Below are 16,384 nucleotides of genomic sequence, written 5' to 3'. Positions count from 1 at the left end.
ACTGGCTAACTGAAGGTTAGGGCGTGAGGGCCTGGGCTCGGTATTCGACCGGGCTCAGGCCCTTGAGCGTGGTGGAGACGCGGGTGGTGTTGTACCAGTCGAGGTAGTCGTCCAGTGCTGTGGTGAACTCCTCGACGGTGTCGAAGCGGTCGTGGTTGAACAGTTCTTCCTTGACGTGGCCGAAGAAGTTCTCGGCGATCGAGTTGTCGAGGCAGTTGGCCCGCCGTGACATCGACTGGGTGAGTCCGGCGTCGAGGAGCAGGGTGCGCCAGGAGGCGTGCTGGTACTGGAAGCCCTGGTCGGAGTGCACCAGGGGTGTGGCTCCGGCGGGCAGGGTGGCGATCGCCTCGCGCAGCGAGGAGTTCGTCAGCTCCAGCGTCGAGGCCGGGCCGTGGGTGTAGGCGATGACGGACCGGTCGAACAGGTCGATGACCGGTGACAGGTAGACCTTGCGGTCCCCGATGCGGAACTCGGTCACGTCGGTGACCCACTTCGTGTCCGGCGCGGACGCGGTGAACCGGCGGTCCAGCGTGTTCGGGGCGATCGTGCCGACCTGTCCCCGCCAGGACCGGTACCGGCGCCGGCGGCGCACCTTGCAGACCAGGCCGAGGGTGTTCATCAATTTCAGCACGGTCTTCTTGGCCACCCGCCGGCCCTGTCCGGTCAGCACGGCGTGGATCCGCCGATGTCCGTAGCGGCCGCGAGCCCGGTCGAACACCTGTGTGATCGCGGTCTTGAGGTCGGCGTGCGGGTCGGGTCGGGCCTGCCGGGCCTGGTGGTGGAAGAACGTCGACCGGGCCAGACCGGCGGCCTCCAGCAGCACCGCCAGCGGGTAGTCGGCCTTGAGGGTGGCGATGACCTGGGTTCTCATTCTCGCCCCTGCGCCCTCAAGGCCCGCAGTTTTTCCAGATAGGCCACCTTCGCCGACAGCCGCAGGTTCTCCTGCCGCAGGCGTTCCAGCTCATCCTGTTCCGGTGCCGGCGGTGCCGCGGGCCGGCCTTTCGGCTTGGGCCGCAGCGCTTCCCCGCCGTCACGCCGATACGCCCGAACCCAGTTCTCGACGAGTTTGGGCGAGGACAGGTCGTGCTCGCGTGCCAGTTCGATCGCGGTCGCCTCACCGTCGACGAACCGGCGCACGACCCCGAGTTTGAACTCGAACGTGAACGACCGCCTGCCCGGCTTCATCATCAGCGCTCCCGCGCTCCGCAGCCTCCAACGCTCATGCAAGCGTCGCATCGCGGTCCGCGACACACCCAACCGGGTCGCGACAGCCTTCGGGCCGTACCCGGCCTCGAACAACGCGACAGCGGACCCCCGCTGCCGCCCGGACAACGAACTACCTGGATGCAACGAACCGCTCCCCGAAAGTCGGAACTGAATTCTCAGTCCAACTCCCGGGGAGCGGTTCAGGGTGTGGACGCCCCTCACGGTCTCGGTGGGACCGCTACTTCGGCGGCGGCGGGACCAGGCAGCTCACGGGAGCCGACTGGTTGCCCGACGAGTCGACGCCGTGGACGAGGGCGTCGCCCTTGAGCGTGATGCGCCAGTCGACGGCACCGACGCCGGGCTTCTGGTTGGGCGTCGCGCCGGGCGCCTGCACCAGCTTGATCCGGGTGCCGCTCGGGAACCCGCCGAAGACCGCCGGACTGGCCGAGTCGGACACGAAGACCTGCGGGTTCGGGTCGACCGCGTCGGTCGCGGAGATGACGAAGAACCCGTCCTCGTTGGTGGCGGGAGGCGTGGTGCCGCCGCTCGGGTTGGTGGTCGGCGCGCACGTCACGACCGGCGGAGTGGTGTCCACCCAGTCCTTCAGCACGTCGTCGCACACCTGGTGGCCCGCGGCGTGGGTGAAGCAGCCGCGGATCGAGTCCGTGCCGAGGCCCGCGAGGCCCTGGGCGCCGGGGTAGGTGAAGTCGACCGCGCCGGCGCCGGAGGTGCTCCCGTTGCCCGCCGCGCCCGCGTTCGGGCCGCTGAGCACGGAGAAGTCGACGGGGGTGTTCGGCACCGGGTCGCCGAAGTCGTCGGTGACGGTCGCGGTCACCGTGTGCGTCTGGCCGGGTGTGCCCAGCTCGTTGACCGCGTGCTCGGGCTCCACGTCGATGGCCGCGGCGCAACCGCGCACGTTCACCGCCGGGTTGCCGAACGTGACGACGTGGCCCTCGGCGTCGGTGTAGGCGACGGTCGGGTTGACCGGCAACGGTCCGCCGCCGGTGGCCGCGAGGTGCGTCGCGGTGAACGTCAGCGTCACCGTCTCGGTGCCGAGCTGGTCGATGGTCCAGGTGAGCTGGTTGCCGTTCTGGGCGACCGCGCCCTTGGACGCCGCCGCGCCGCTGACCGAGAACTGCGGCGACACCGTGTCGACCACGGTCACACCGGTCGCCGCGGGCACGACGATGGCCGCGCCGATGGCCTCGAAGACCTCTTGCAACTGCGCCGGGGTCGGGGCCTGGTAGTAGTGCGTGGCGTCGGGGTCGGAGGTCCAGTCCCGGATCTCGTCCGCGTCGACGGTGCCGAGGCCGATGCCGAAGATCTCGGTGCCCGCGGCGCGGGCGGCCAGCGCGTCGTCGCTCGCGTCGCCGCCGACGGTCGTCTGGCCGTCGGTCATCACGATCATCTTCTTGGCGTTGCCGGGCAGCGAGCCCGCCAGCTGCGACTGACCGGTGGAGATGGCCGCGGAGTGGTTGGTGAGGCCGTTGGCGGCCAGCGCGTCGATCGCCGCCTTGACGGCGTTCGCGTCGGACGTCAGCCCGGCGTCGACGGAGGCGTTGTCGGAGAAGCTGACCACGCCGACGCGGCTGCCGTTGGCGATGACGCCGTCCAGCGAGCCGTCGGTGGCCTCGTCGAGGATGTCCACGAACGACTTGGCGGCGGTCTTCAGCTCGTCGATGGCGTCCTGCATGCTGCCGGAGCGGTCGAGGACCAGTTCGACGTCCACCGGTGCGCCCGCGATGCCGGTCCGGGCGTCGAGCGTCACGGTGACCGGGACGGACCCGCCGCACGCGATGTCGGTGGCCCCCAGGGTCTTGGTCCCGGTGACGGAGCCGTCCGCGGCTGCCGCGCCGGTGGTCGTGGCGAGTGGCGCCGCCAGGGCGGCCAGCAGGACCGCGGTCACGCCGCAAGCCCGTCTTCGAGTGTTCTGGTTCATTCGGTATCGCACCTCCTCGTGCGCGCCGAACAGACGTGAAATCCCCTCTGGAATCACGTTCGCGCATTCCGGTGAAATCGGACGGGTCAGTCCCCGAACAGGTGCGGACCAGCGAAGATCCGACCGAATGACAGTTCCGTGCGAGTCGGATGCGTCGGCATCACGAGGTTAGGCAGCCATTCTGGCAAACGCCAAATAGCTTCACCCGTTCGGCGCAGTGCAATTTCCGGTCGTTTTCGATCTGAGGATCGTTACGGAAGAAACGTGAATTGTGACGACAATGCGCCGGTCACGCGTCCCGCCGGGCCCGCGCAGGCGTGCGGCGTGGCCGGCGGGGATGCGAGAGGGCCGCCCACCCGGAGGTGGACGGCCCTCTCGGGTCGATCGACTAGCTGCGGACCATCTTGCGCAGCACGTACTGCATGATGCCGCCGTTGCGGTAGTAGTCGGCCTCACCCGGCGTGTCGATGCGGACCACCGCGTCGAACTCCACCTTCGAGCCGTCCGTCTTCGTCGCCACCACGTGCACCGTGCGCGGCGTGTCGCCGTCGTTCAGCGCGGTGATGCCGGTGAAGTCGAAGGTCTCCGTGCCGTCCAGGCCGAGCGACGCCGCCGTGGAACCGGCGGGGTACTGCAGCGGCAGGACGCCCATGCCGATCAGGTTCGACCGGTGGATCCGCTCGAACGACTCGGCGATCACGGCGCGCACGCCGAGCAGCGAGGTGCCCTTCGCCGCCCAGTCGCGCGACGAGCCCGAGCCGTACTCCTTGCCCGCCAGCACGACCAGCGGGACGCCCGCCTCGGCGTAGGCCTCCGCCGCGTCGTAGATCGTGGTCTGCGGCGCGCCCTCGGCGAGGAAGTTCCGGGTGAACCCGCCCTGCACGTCGTCCAGCAGCAGGTTGCGCAGCCGGATGTTGGCGAACGTGCCCCGGATCATCACCTCGTGGTTGCCGCGCCGGGAACCGTAGGAGTTGAAGTCCTTGCGCTCCACGCCGTGCTCGGTCAGGTACTTGCCCGCGGGCGAGTCGGCCTTGATCGCGCCGGCCGGCGAGATGTGGTCGGTGGTGACCGAGTCGCCCAGCAGCGCCAGCACGCGCGCGCCGCCGATCTCCGTGACCGGGGCCGGCTCCATCTCCATGCCCTCGAAGTACGGGGGCTTGCGCACGTACGTCGACTGCGGGTCCCACTCGAACGTCTTGCCGGTCGGCGTGGGCAGCGACTGCCAGCGCTGGTCGCCGGCGAACACGTCGGCGTAGCCCCGGGTGAAGCCCTCCGGGGAGATCGCCGACGCGACGACCTCGGAGACCTCCTGCGGCGACGGCCAGATGTCGGCCAGGTACACCGGCTCGCCGTTCTGGTCGGTGCCCAGCGGCTCGGTGGTGATGTCCTTGTCCATCGAACCGGCCAGCGCGTACGCCACCACCAGCGGCGGGGACGCGAGGTAGTTCATCTTGATGTCCGGGTTGATCCGGCCCTCGAAGTTCCGGTTGCCCGAGAGCACCGACACGGCGGCCAGGTCGCCCTGGTTGATGCCCGCCGAGATCTCGTCCTGCAACGGGCCCGAGTTGCCGATGCACGTGGTGCAGCCGTAGCCGACCAGGTGGAAGCCCAGCTTCTCCAGGTAGGGCAGCAGCCCGGCGCGCTCGTAGTAGTCCATGACGACCTTGGAGCCCGGCGCGAGGGTCGTCTTGACCCACGGCTTGCGCTCCAGGCCCTTCTCCACGGCCTTCTTCGCCAGCAGCGCCGCGCCGAGCATCACCGACGGGTTCGACGTGTTGGTGCACGACGTGATCGCGGCGATCGCCACGGCGCCGTGGTCCAGCTCGAACTCCGCGCCGTCCAGGGACACCTTCACCGGGTTCGACGCCCGGCCCTGGGCGCCCTCGGCGGCGGTGTGGAACACGTGCGGCTTGCCGCCCGCGTCGCCGTTGCTCAGGGCGGGCGCGTCGCTGGCCGGGAACGACTCCTGGGACGCCTCGTCGACCGGCGAGTCCGCGGCCGCGTCGGTGTTCGACACGTACGCGCCGAGCGCCTGGCGGAACGCCTCCTTGGCGTTGGTCAGCTCGATGCGGTCCTGCGGGCGCTTCGGGCCGGCGATCGACGGCACGATCGTCGACAGGTCCAGCTCCAGCGTCTCGGAGTACACCGGCTCGGCGGCCGGGTCGTGCCACATGCCCTGTTCCTTGGCGTAGGCCTCGACCAGCGCCAGCTGCTCGGCGGACCGGCCGGTCAGCTTCAGGTAGTCGATGGTCTCGCCGTCGATCGGGAAGATCGCGCAGGTCGAGCCGAACTCGGGGCTCATGTTGCCGATGGTGGCGCGGTTGGCCAGCGGCACCGCGCCGACGCCCGAGCCGTAGAACTCGACGAACTTGCCGACCACGCCGTGCTTGCGCAGCATCTCGGTGATGGTGAGCACCAGGTCGGTGGCGGTCGCGCCGGCGGGCAGCTCGCCGTGCAGCTTGAAGCCGACCACGCGCGGGATCAGCATGGAGACCGGCTGGCCGAGCATGGCGGCCTCGGCCTCGATGCCGCCGACGCCCCAGCCGAGCACGCCGATGCCGTTGACCATGGTGGTGTGGCTGTCGGTGCCGACCAGCGTGTCCGGGTAGGCGACGCCGTTGCGGACCATCACCACGCGGGCCAGGTGCTCGATGTTCACCTGGTGCACGATGCCGGTGCCCGGCGGGACGACCTTGAACTCGTCGAACGCGGTCTGGCCCCAGCGCAGGAACTGGTAGCGCTCCTTGTTGCGCTGGTACTCCAGGTCCACGTTCAGCTCGAACGCGTCCGGCCGGCCGAAGATGTCGGCGATCACCGAGTGGTCGATGACCAGCTCGGCCGGCGCCAGCGGGTTGACCTTCGTCGGGTCGCCGCCCAGCTGGGTCACCGCCTCGCGCATGGTGGCCAGGTCGACCACGCACGGCACGCCGGTGAAGTCCTGCATCACCACGCGGGCGGGCGTGAACTGGATCTCGGTGTCCGGCTCGGACGACGGATCCCAGCTGCCCAGCGCGCGCACGTGGTCGGCGGTGATGTTCGCGCCGTCCTCGGTCCGCAGCAGGTTCTCCAACAGGATCTTCAAGCTGTACGGCAGGCGCTCGGCGCCCTCGACCGCGCTCAGCCGGAACACCTCGTACGAGGCGTCGCCGACGGTGAGCGTGCCGCGGGCGCCGAAGCTGTCCTTGCTCGCTGGTGCAGTCACGTGAAACTCCATCTGGTGACGCGCAAAGTCGGTAGGGGAACTACTGCTGAGTCTCCCGCACCCGCGGGTGCGATGCCCTCTCACCCTAAACAGTACGCGTGTCCTGTATTCCGCTTCAACCCGGCCCTACCTTGATCGGGGCATCATCACACCCGTGGTGCGTCTTGATCGAATCGGCAAGCGCTACGGCCGCGGCCCCTGGGTGCTGCGCGACGTGTCGCTCGCCGTGCAACCGGGTGAAGTGGTCGTGCTGCGCGGCGGCAACGGCGCGGGCAAGTCGACCCTCCTGCGCGTCGCGGCGGGCGTGACCGCCCCCACCAGCGGCCGGGTGAGCCGCGGCGCGTCGGTCGGGTACGCCCCGGAGCGGTTCCCGACCGGGGTGAAGCTGTCGGCCCGCGCCTACCTGCGCCACCTCGCCGCCGTGCGCGGGGTGCCGGCGCGGTGGGAGCTGGTGCAGGCGCTGGGGTTCGTCGGCGACCCGGACGCGCCGATGGCCACCCTGTCGAAGGGCAACACGCAGAAGGTGGCGCTGGCGCAGGCGCTGCACGCGACCGACCTGCTGGTGCTGGACGAGCCGTGGTCCGGGCTGGACGCCGCCGCCGGCGCCGTGCTCGGCGAGCTGGTGACGTCGTCGCGGGCCGCCGTCGTGCTCACCGACCACCACGGGCACGACCTGCCGGGTGCGCGCGAAGTGGCGCTCGGCGCGACCCGACCCGGCGGCGTGGTGATCGAGCTGGACCGGGTGGGCGAGGCGTTCGCGCTGATCAGCGCGCTGGAAGGGGTGCTCGCGGCGCACGAGGTCGGCGGTGGCGCGCGGGTCGAGGTGCGGTCCGGGTTCAGCGACGGCGTGCTGGCCGAGGCGCTGCGGCTCGGCTGCTCGGTGCGGAGCGTGCGGTCGTGACGGCCCTGGTGCGGTACCTGCTCGTGGACGTGCTGCGCACGCAGCGCTGGCTGCCGCCGTTGCTGCTGCTCACCGCCGTCCTCGGGATGCTCTACGCCTCCGACGCCGGGCCTCCGCTCCCCGCGTACGCCGGCACGTGCGTGCTGGTCTACCCGGTGTCGGCGTGGTTGACCGTGGTCATCGCGACCGCGGAGGACCCGGTGCGCCGGACGGTGACCGTGGTGACCGCCGGGGGCTGGGCCCGCGCGCAGTCCGCCGTGACCGCGTCGGCCGTGCTCGCGGCCCTGGGCGTGGCCCTGGTCGCGACGCTGGCGCCGGTCGTGACGCAACCCCGCCCCTACCCGCCGGGCACGGTGGCGCAGGGTTTCGCGGCGCTGGCGGTGTGCGCGCTGGTCGGCGTCGGCGTCGGCGTGCTGTGCAGCCGCCCGGTCATCGCGCAGGCCGGCTGGTCGGTGCTCGCCTCGACGGCGCTGGTCGTGCTGGTGTTCCTGTTCGGCCGCACCCCACCGGTCGGCAACGTGCTGTGGGCGCTGTCCCACGACGACGGCGTCACCTCCGCGTTGGCGCTCTCGGGCGTGGTCGCGGTGCTGTTCGTGGCGGGCGCGACCTGGCTCGGCGCCGCGGTGGGCCCCCGGCGCGGCTAGCTCGCCCCACCGGTCGCACCGCTCGGCGAGGTCGTCACCACTGCCTGCGGACAGCGGCCTTGGCGCCGGTCACCAGGCTGGCCGGCGGCACGTCGTCGGCCACGACCGCTCCGGCGGCGACCACGGCGTCGCGCCCGATCGTGACACCGGGCAGGATCGTCGCCCCCGCGCCGATCCACACGTTCTCCGCCACGTCGATCGGCCCGCCGCTCAGCCACTCCCGCCGCTCCTCGGGGTCCACCGGGTGGCCCACGGTGATGAACGTGGCCTTCGGCCCGATCATCACGCGCTCGCCGAGGCGGATGCCGGCGTAGTCGAGGAACGTGCAGTTCTGGTTGATGAACACGCGGTCGGCGAGGTCCAGGCGCAGGCCGTGGTCGGTGAAGAACGGCGGGTGGATCGTGACCCCGCCCGGCAGCGGCCGGCCGAGGATCTCCGCCAGCAGGTCGGCCTTGCCCGCTTCGTCCTCGAACGGCAGCGCGTTGAGGCGGGAGGTCAGCTCGGTGGCCCGCAGGACTCTCCCGGACATGGCCCGGAACTCGGCGCTGCGGATGCGCAGGAGTCGGTCGTCGCGCACGGCTCGGTCACTTCCTCGTGGTGGTGTCGTCCGGGTCCGGGTCCGGGTCCGGCGCCCAGGACGGGCGCCAGGTGTCCCCGGGCAGGCAGGGCAGGCCGCGCAGGTGGTCGACGACCGGCCGGAGCCCCGGGTGGGGGTTCGCGTCGGGGTGCAGCAGGGAGAGCGGGTAGGCGATCGTCGGCCCCGCGATCGGGATGCGGCGCAGGTCGTAGTGCGCCGGCCAGGTGTACCGGTCGCGCGCGCCGACGAGGGTCGCCACGTCCGGGGAGTCCGCGAGCGTGTCCTGGAGGACCTCGTTGCCGAAGTTCGGACCCGCCGCGTCGATCCGCAGGTCGAAGTCGGTGGCGAGCTGGTGGTAGAACTCCGCCCACTCGCTGCGGGGCGCGATGCCCGGCACCCAGATCCGGTGCTCGCGCAGCCGGCTCGGCGTGAGCCGGCGGGCCGCCGCGAGGGGGTGCCGCGGGCCGACGAGCAGCTCCAGCGGCGATTCGAACGCGTGGACCATCCGCACGCCGCGTGGCAGCGCGGACCGGTCGACGACCGTGCGGAACGACGCGTCGACCTCGCCCGACTCGACCGCGGCGGCCGCCAGGAGCGGGTCCTCGACCTTGAGGGTCACCACGTCGAGCCTGGTCCCGGGGTGCGACCGCCAGTAGTCGTGCAGGACGACCGCCTGCGCGCTGCGCAGACCGAGGACGTCGACCCGCAGGGCCCGGGAGCCGGGGCGGACCGCCGCGACGGCGCGGTCGACACCCGTGACGACGGCGCGGGCGTGGGGGAGGAAGGCCTGACCGTCGAGCGTCAACTCGACACCGCGCGCGGTGCGGGTGAACAGGTGGACGCCCAGCTCGCGCTCCAACCCGGCCACCCGCTTGGAGACCGCCTGCTGCGTGACGCCCAGCTCGGCGGCGGCGTGCCCCACCTGGCCGAGGTCGGCTGCCCGGACGAACGACCGCAGTGCCTCCGTGTCCACCGGGGGAGCGTAAGGGCGCACAACCGACCGTTGTCGCTCGTCGGGGGCGGGTTGTGGCGGCGCACTTCGCCCCGGTTTCGGCGCGGTCGGTTCGACTCGGGTGCTCGACGTCCGGTTGTCCGCGCCGGCGCCGCGGCCAGTGCTCGCGGTGACCTCGCCGGGTCTCGGCAGCGGCCCGGCGACGGCTCGGTGGTGCCCGGGCGGTGGCTCGGCACGTTCCGGCGTTCTGGTGATGCCTGGGCGTTGGCTCGGTGGCTCGGCGCGTTCCGGCGACGCCTGGCCCGGCTCGGCGGCGGTCCGGCGAGATCACGGCAGGTGGCGTCTCGGGCGGCGGCTCGGCGGCCGGAACTGTCGGACCCCGCCGGCAGAATAAAAGCAGGGGTCCCCTTGGGCGGGGACCCCTGCGGAGCGTTCCGGTGGTGCGGTGCGACCTACTTGATCGCCTTGATCAGCTCGTCGATGTCCTTCGGCTCCAGCCCGCGCATCAGCGTCAGGAACAGCTCGCTGTAGGTGCGGAACGGGCTGACGTACCACTTGCCGTCGACCTCGGTGGCGACCACGCCGAGGCCGTCCTTCAGCACCTGCGCGCCGATCCGGGCGATCACGTCGACCGCGGCGGGCGGGATGTCGCTGCCGCCCTGCTGCTCGACCAGCTGCGTGATCTCGTCCGCGCACAGCCGCTGCGTCTGGCCCTTGACCGTGGCCGCGTAGCAGTCGCCGTCCCGGCTGACCTCGACGGTCTCGCCCTCGGCCTCGACCACCAGCTTGCGGATCGTGAGCAGCTTGCCGCCGGAGACGTCCTTGGCGTCGGTCTCCAGCTCGACCAGCTTCGCGCCCGTGGCGGGCGTCTTGCCGACCTGGTCCAGGAGGATCGGGCCGACGTCCTGCAGCACGCCCATCTCGTCCGGCGGCAGCAGCGCGAGGACGCCCTCGATGTCACCGTCGAGCGCCTTCTCGACCATCTGCTTCGCGGCGTCGTTCGCGGAGCCCGCGCCGGCCGGCGCGATGCCCTGGGCGGGCCACTTCAGGCCCTCTTCCTCCAGCGCGGCGTTCGCGATGGTGTAGAAGAGGCTCGGGTACCACTCGTCGCCGACCTTGATGGTGGCGATGCCGATCGGCTTGCCGTCGCGGTCGGCCTTCTCCTTGGCGAAGTCCAGCGTGTCGGTCTCGGTGCCGGCCTTGTCCAGCTCCGCGCCGAGCGCGTCGACCAGCTTGTCGGTCAACGGGATCTGCTTGACGTCCGAGGTGACCGTGATCTTGCCCTCGACCACCTTGTTGATCGTCAGGTGGTCGTTGACCTTCTCCGCGGCGGCGTCGTCGAACTTGATGCCCTCGCTCTTGATCTGGACGCCGCTGAGCTTGTTCGGGTCCGCGTCCTTCTTCAGGATCTCCAGCCGCTTGGCCTCGCTGATCGTGGCCTCGGTGTAGTCCTTGCTGAGCTTCGCCTCGGCGGGCGCCAAGCCGTTCATGATGCCCAGGACGTCACCGCTGCCCAGCGCGCTGAGCAGGTTGTTCGCCGCGGTGGACGGGCTCTCGGAGCCGGCGGCCACCTCGTCGGAGCTGCGCAGCGCCCACACCGTGGCGACCGTGCCCGCGGCCAGCGCGAGGACGGCGACGACGGCGGTGACGACCAGGCCGGTGCGCTTCTTCTTCGGCGGCTCGCCGCCCCCGAAGCCGACCGGGCCCTGGCCGTAGGGCTGCTGGCCGTAGGGCTGGCCGAAGTCCTGCTGGTGACCCGGCTGCTGCGGGAAGCCCTGCGGACCCGTCTGCGGGTAGCCGCCCTGCTGGGGGTAACCGCCCTGCTGCGGCTGGTAGCCACCCTGCTGCGGCTGGGGACCGGTCTGCGGGTAGCCACCCTGCTGCGGGTAACCGCCCTGCTGGGGCCCCTGCTGCGGGTAGCCGCCCTGCTGCGGCTGGCCGTACGGGTTGTTCTGCGGTGGCCATTCGCCTCCGCCGCCACCTGGGTGCGTCACGGTGCTCCTCCTGGAGTGCTGATCGCTGTGCGGGATGTCGCGGTGAGCACGGTGATCGCCCCGGCGATCCCCAGCACAGCACCACCGAGGGTGGTCACCGGTCCGGTCAGGCTGATCCCGACCAGTGCCGCCTCGTTGCCCCCTTGGACGGCGGCAAGTGCCGCCACCGTTCCCGCAATCGTGCCAAACACCAGTGCGAGCCATGCCGCGATTCGGTGAAAACGCACCGCCCAAAGCACCACGCAGCACACCGCCAACGGGGTGAGCGCCACCCACGCGCCCCGGACGACCTCGCCCGGCACACCGTCCAACCCGGCGAAACCACGCAGAGCGAGCACCTCGTAACTCGTCCTCGTGACCGTGCCGGAGCGCAGCCACGGCAAGAAGAAACCGGTCACCGCTGTGACCAAACCGACAACTCCGAGCACCGCGCCCGTCCAACGTCTGGTGGTCGGCTCCGCCGACGGTCCTGTCATGGTCGGCTCCGCCCATCTGTCCCGCGCACCCCGACATGCTCGCAGGCGTGTGGGACGGTGGTGGCATGAGTGCACGGGACGTGATGGCCCTCGCGCGGCGCATCACCGCCCTCACCGGCGCCGGCGTCTCCCTGGAGTCGGGGGTGGTGCGGTTCCGGTTCGACGCCTCGGCGTTCCTGACGTCGGCACGCGTGCGGCGCGAGGTGTGGGAGTCCTGGCTGGACGATCCCTTGTGGACGGCCGAGCCGAACGCCGCGCACCGCGCGCTGGCCGGGTTGCAGCGGGCCGGACGGGTGCGGTCGCTGCTGACGCAGAACGTCGACGGGCTGCACCAGCGGGCCGGGTCTCCGGTGGTCGAGCTGCACGGGACCATGTCGCGCGTGGTGTGCGTCTCGTGCGGCGCGGTCGGCGCGATGGGCGAGGCGCTGGCGCGCGTGCGCGGCGGCGAGGTCCCGCCCGACTGCGCGGTGTGCGGAGGTGTCCTGCGGCCGGCGGCGGTCGCGTTCGGCGAGCCCCTGCCCGACGACGTGCTGCGCTCGGCGCGGATGGCGGTGCTCGACTGCGACGTGATGCTGGTGGCCGGGACGTCGCTCACGGTCGAACCCGCCGCGCAGCTCGTGCCGCTGGCGGCGAAGGCGGGCGCGGCGGTCGTCATCTGCTCCCTGGACCCGACGCCGTACGACTCGCTGGCGGCGGCGGTGGTGCGCGAGCCGGCCGCGTCGGCGCTGCCGGAACTGGCCGCCGTGCCCGTGGTGGCGACCGGCCCGATCCGCACGTGGGGCGACCCCAGCACCTGGTGAACCACCCGCTCGTGACGCGAGACCACACGTTCGTGAGCGCATCGCGGTGCCAAGGTGGCCGCATGGGGAGTCAACAGTCACCGATCAACCTCCGTGACGCGGTGGTCGTGCCCCGGCTGGCGGAGCAGTTGGACGTCCGCTGGCGGGCCGACCAGTTCAGCGCCCGGGAGGAGGGCCACGGTTGGCGGTTCCGGCCCAGGGGCGAGCACGTGGTGTGCCTCGGCGGGCAGCAGTTCCGGCTCGACAACCTCCACTTCCACCGGCCGAGCGAGCACTGGGTGCGCGGCCGGTCGCGCGGCGCGGAGATGCACGCCGTCCACCTGCGGGCGGACGACGAGCTGCGGGCGTGCGTGGTGGCGGTGTTCGTCGACCTCGGCGAACCGGGACCGTCGGAGGGGAAGCCGCCCAGCGGCATCGACCTGCCGGCGCTCCTCCCGGACGGCGGCTTCCACCGCTACGAGGGCTCGCTGACCACGGGCGAGTTCGACGAGATCGTCAGCTGGGTCGTGATGGACCGGCCGGTCCAGGTGGACGACCCGGCCCTGCGCGCGTTCATCCGCACGCACGCCGACCACCCCCGCCCCGTCCAGCCGGTGAACCGGCGGTTCGTGCTGGCGACCGGGTGACGCGGGAGGTAGCCGGGGCGGTCACCGGTAAATAAGGTCACCTCGTATGCGCGTACCCCTGACCGTCGCCGATTTCCTCCACCGGGCGGAGCAGGTCTTCGCCGACACCCCGGCCTCCGTCGACGAGCCCGTCCAGCCCGCCGCGCCCGTGCCGACCACCACCTACGGCGAGTTCGCCACCCGCGTCCGGGCCTGGCAGGCCGGGTTCGACGCGCTCGGCCTCGGCGAGGGCGAGCGGATCGCCGTGGTCAGCCACAACTCGGCCCGGCTGCTCGAACTGCTGCACGCGGTGCCCGCCACCGGCCGCATCGCCGTCCCCGTCAACTTCCGGCTGCGGCCCGAGGAGATCTCCTACATCGTCGAGCACAGCGGCGCGTCCGCGCTGCTCGTCGACCCCGAGCTGGAGCTGGACGGCGTCACCGCGCGGCACCGCTTCGTGCTCGGCGAGCAGACCGAGACCGAGCTGATGCGCTTCGACACCGAGCCCCGCCCCTGGCGCGAACCGGACGAGGACGCCACCGCCACGATCAACTACACCTCCGGCACGACCGCCCGCCCCAAGGGCGTCCAGATGACCCACCGCAACATCTGGATCAACGCGGTCACCTTCGCCATGCACGCCCGCGTCTGGGAACGCGACGTCTACCTGCACGTCCTGCCGATGTTCCACTGCAACGGCTGGGGCATGCCCTACGGCCTGGCCGGGCTCGGCGTGCCGCAGGTCGTGCTGCGCAAGGTCGACGGCGCGGAGATCCTCAACCGGGTCCGCGACCACGGCGTCACGCTGATGTGCGGCGCGCCCGCCGTCTGGAACGCCGTGCTCGACGCCGCCCAGGACTGGGACGGCGAGATCCCCGGCCGCGACCGGGTCCGGATCATCTGCGCCGGCGCGCCCCCGCCCAGCCGCACCATCGCCCGCGTGGGCGAGGAGCTCGGCTGGGAGTTCCTCCAGCTCTACGGCCTGACCGAGACCTCGCCGCTGCTGACGTTCAACCGCACCCGACCGGCCGACGACGCGCTGCCGCCGGCGGAACGGGCGCGCAAGCTGTCCCGCGCGGGCGCGCCGGGGCTCGGCGTGCGGCTGCGGGTGTCCGAGACCGGCGAGGTGCTGGCCAGGGGCAACGTCGTCATGGCCGGCTACTGGGAGAACCCCGGCGCCACCGCCGAGGCGTTGGAGGGCGGCTGGTTCCACACCGGCGACGGCGGCGAGCTGGACGACGAGGGCCACCTGACGATCTCCGACCGCAAGAAGGACGTGATCATCACCGGCGGCGAGAACGTGTCGTCCATCGAGGTCGAGGACGCCCTGTTCGGCCACCCCGCGGTGGCCGAGGCGGCGGTCATCGGCGTGCCGCACGACAAGTGGGGCGAGACGATCAAGGCGCTGGTCGTGCGGGCCGAGGGCGCGGAGGTCACCGAGGCCGAGCTGATCGCCCACTGCAAGACCCGCCTCGCCGGGTACAAGGCGCCGACCTCGGTCGAGTTCCGCGACGCCATCCCGCGCACCGCCACCGGCAAGGTGCAGAAGTTCAAGCTGCGCGAGCCGTACTGGGCCGACCTCGATCGCAAGGTCAACTGACCGTGATCCCGTCACCTGGGTGAGGGTGGCTCCCCGCGTCCGCTGTGACCCGTGTGGCTGATGTTGACGCCGGGTCGGTTGGAAACAGTGAGGCACGAGTGGCAGAGTCGATCCGCACAGCGCCGTTCGGCGTAACGCCGATCGGCCGAGTGCGCGGGGAGGGCGGCAGTCGTGACTCGATGGGTGATCCCGGTCGTGATCGCGTTGACCACCGCGGTGGGGTTGGGCGGCGTGGCGCACGCGGCGCCGCCACCGCCGCCCAACCCCAGCGACGCCGAGATCAGCGCCGGCCGGCAGCAGGCCGACGCCAAAGCGGCCCACGTCGGTGAGCTGACCGGTCGGCTCACCGACGCCGAGGCCCGCCTGCGCGAGCTCACCGACGAAGTCGCGTTCAAGCTGGAGCTGGCCAACAAGGCGCGGGTCGACCTGGAGACCGCCCAGGGCGAGGCCGACCGGGCGCGCCGGGACGCCGACGGGGCCCGGGTCGAGGCCGACGCCGCCGCCCGCGCCGTCGAGGACGCCCGCGTGCGGCTGGACGAGTTCGCCGCCGCCAGCTACGAGCAGGGCAGCCTGGTCGGCTCCGTCTCGGCCTACTTCGGCGCGACCAGCCCGCAGGACCTGCTGGCCCGCGCGCAGCTGCTCCAGGCCGTCAGCGAGTCGAGCCTCGACGCGCTGGACGACGTCGAGCGCACCCGCGCCGAGCAGGCGAACAAGGACTCCGCCGCGCGCGCCGCGCTCGACCTGGCCGACCGGAAGCAGGCCGCCGCGGACCAGGCCGCGCGGGACGCCGACGCCGCCCGGACCACCGCCGTGCTGGCGCAGGAGGGCCAGGCCGCCGCCGCGCGAGGCCTCCAGGACGACAAGACCCGCGTGGAAGGCGAGCTGGACCAGGCGTTGCACGCGGTCGAGGGGCTGGAGGGCCAACGCGCCCAGTACGACCGGTGGCTGGACGACAAGCGCCGCGAGGACGAGGAAGCCGCGCGCCTGGCCGCCCTCGCCGCCGCGGCCGCGCCCCAGGCCCCCCGTCCGCCGGTGGTGTCGGCGCCGAGCGGCACCGGCGTGGAGACCGTCGTCGCCCGCGCCCTGGCGCAGCTCGGCGTGCGGTACTCGTGGGGCGGCGGCAACTACGACGGCCCGACCGTCGGCATCCGGGACGGCGGCGTCGGCGACGCGCACGGCGACTACTACAGCGTCGGCTTCGACTGCTCCGGGCTGATGATGTACGCGTTCGCGGGCGTCGGCGTCTACCTGTCGCACTACAGCGGCTACCAGTACAACGCCGGCCGCAAGGTGCCGCTCTCCCAGGCGCGGCGCGGCGACATGCTGTTCTGGGGACCGGGCGGCGGCACCCACGTCGCGCTCTACCTCGGCGACGGCATGATGGTCGAGGCGCCGTACTCCGGCTCGCACGTCCGCGTCGCACCGGTCCGGTACGGCGGGATCATGCCGTACGCCACGCGCCTGCTGTGACCGTCGTCCGCGGTGGGC

At 72.0% G+C, this 16,384-nt stretch carries 14 protein-coding genes and 1 pseudogene; 6 read left to right on the top strand and 9 right to left on the bottom strand.

The features are described 5' to 3' along the window. Window positions 1-16: 16 nt before the first annotated feature. The 5 genes and pseudogenes from IOD16_RS21400 to IOD16_RS21390 all read right to left on the bottom strand — a co-directional run bounded on the left by IOD16_RS21400 (window position 17) and on the right by IOD16_RS21390 (window position 6,347). Window positions 17-871 carry an IS3 family transposase gene (locus tag IOD16_RS21400; protein ID WP_236594264.1) on the bottom strand — a complete coding sequence of 285 codons (855 nt, stop codon included), beginning with the start codon at window positions 869-871 and terminating at the stop codon, window positions 17-19. After that, window positions 868-1,188, bottom strand: a complete 321-nt coding sequence (locus IOD16_RS40485; RefSeq protein WP_236594263.1) for a transposase — start codon at window positions 1,186-1,188, stop codon at window positions 868-870. The genes IOD16_RS21400 and IOD16_RS40485 overlap by 4 nt, the downstream gene beginning before the upstream one ends. Window positions 1,189-1,221: 33 nt before the next feature. Continuing rightward, window positions 1,222-1,428, bottom strand: a pseudogene (locus tag IOD16_RS41530) (hypothetical protein); the annotation flags it as partial. Window positions 1,429-1,444: 16 nt separating this feature from the next. Further along, a complete protein-coding gene (locus tag IOD16_RS21395) occupies window positions 1,445-3,112 on the bottom strand; it encodes a vWA domain-containing protein (RefSeq protein ID WP_201435854.1) in 1,668 nt (555 codons plus the stop codon). A 421-nt stretch (window positions 3,113-3,533) separates the two neighbouring features. Beyond that, window positions 3,534-6,347: an aconitate hydratase gene (locus IOD16_RS21390; protein WP_328809353.1), complete on the bottom strand. Its 2,814-nt coding sequence runs from the start codon at window positions 6,345-6,347 to the stop codon at window positions 3,534-3,536. 157 nt (window positions 6,348-6,504) lie between these two features. Between IOD16_RS21390 and IOD16_RS21385 the strand changes: the two genes are divergently transcribed. Further along, a complete protein-coding gene (locus tag IOD16_RS21385) occupies window positions 6,505-7,248 on the top strand; it encodes an ABC transporter ATP-binding protein (RefSeq protein WP_328809352.1) in 744 nt (247 codons plus the stop codon). Next, a complete protein-coding gene (locus IOD16_RS21380; protein WP_201435852.1) occupies window positions 7,245-7,892 on the top strand; it encodes a hypothetical protein in 648 nt (215 codons plus the stop codon). Before IOD16_RS21385 ends, IOD16_RS21380 begins: the two co-directional genes overlap by 4 nt. 34 nt (window positions 7,893-7,926) lie before the next feature. Here the strand turns inward: IOD16_RS21380 and IOD16_RS21375 are convergent, their stop codons facing one another. From IOD16_RS21375 to IOD16_RS21360, 4 genes are all read right to left on the bottom strand, one after another. After that, complete coding sequence (locus IOD16_RS21375; protein WP_201435851.1) at window positions 7,927-8,469, bottom strand: DapH/DapD/GlmU-related protein; 543 nt, start codon at window positions 8,467-8,469, stop codon at window positions 7,927-7,929. A gap of 7 nt (window positions 8,470-8,476) precedes the next feature. Continuing rightward, window positions 8,477-9,442: a LysR family transcriptional regulator gene (locus IOD16_RS21370; protein WP_201435850.1), complete on the bottom strand. Its 966-nt coding sequence runs from the start codon at window positions 9,440-9,442 to the stop codon at window positions 8,477-8,479. A 431-nt stretch (window positions 9,443-9,873) separates the two neighbouring features. Then, the gene (locus tag IOD16_RS21365) at window positions 9,874-11,415 is read right to left on the bottom strand and encodes a flagellar basal body protein FliL (protein ID WP_201435849.1); all 1,542 of its coding nucleotides are present in this window, start codon (window positions 11,413-11,415) and stop codon (window positions 9,874-9,876) included. After that, window positions 11,412-11,813, bottom strand: coding sequence for a hypothetical protein (locus IOD16_RS21360; protein ID WP_201435848.1), 402 nt, complete (start codon window positions 11,811-11,813; stop codon window positions 11,412-11,414). Before IOD16_RS21360 ends, IOD16_RS21365 begins: the two co-directional genes overlap by 4 nt. 143 nt (window positions 11,814-11,956) lie before the next feature. On the opposite strand from IOD16_RS21360, the gene IOD16_RS21355 reads away from it, so the two are divergent. The 4 genes from IOD16_RS21355 to IOD16_RS21340 all read left to right on the top strand — a co-directional run bounded on the left by IOD16_RS21355 (window position 11,957) and on the right by IOD16_RS21340 (window position 16,366). Next, window positions 11,957-12,691 carry an SIR2 family NAD-dependent protein deacylase gene (locus IOD16_RS21355; protein ID WP_201435847.1) on the top strand — a complete coding sequence of 245 codons (735 nt, stop codon included), beginning with the start codon at window positions 11,957-11,959 and terminating at the stop codon, window positions 12,689-12,691. 62 nt (window positions 12,692-12,753) lie between these two features. Then, complete coding sequence (locus IOD16_RS21350; protein WP_201435846.1) at window positions 12,754-13,317, top strand: carbonic anhydrase family protein; 564 nt, start codon at window positions 12,754-12,756, stop codon at window positions 13,315-13,317. Between the two features lie 46 nt (window positions 13,318-13,363). Next, a complete protein-coding gene (locus IOD16_RS21345) occupies window positions 13,364-14,896 on the top strand; it encodes an AMP-binding protein (RefSeq protein ID WP_201435845.1) in 1,533 nt (510 codons plus the stop codon). A gap of 171 nt (window positions 14,897-15,067) precedes the next feature. Continuing rightward, window positions 15,068-16,366 (top strand): NlpC/P60 family protein, encoded by a 1,299-nt coding sequence (locus IOD16_RS21340; RefSeq protein WP_201435844.1) that lies wholly within the window; start codon window positions 15,068-15,070, stop codon window positions 16,364-16,366. Window positions 16,367-16,384 lie beyond the last annotated feature (18 nt).

The organism is Saccharothrix sp. 6-C, from assembly GCF_016695385.1.
Taxonomy (GTDB): Bacteria; Actinomycetota; Actinomycetes; order Mycobacteriales; family Pseudonocardiaceae; genus Actinosynnema; species Actinosynnema texasense.
The sequence above is the reverse complement of the archived record's forward strand: the minus strand, read 5'-3'. Positions and strand labels throughout refer to the sequence as shown.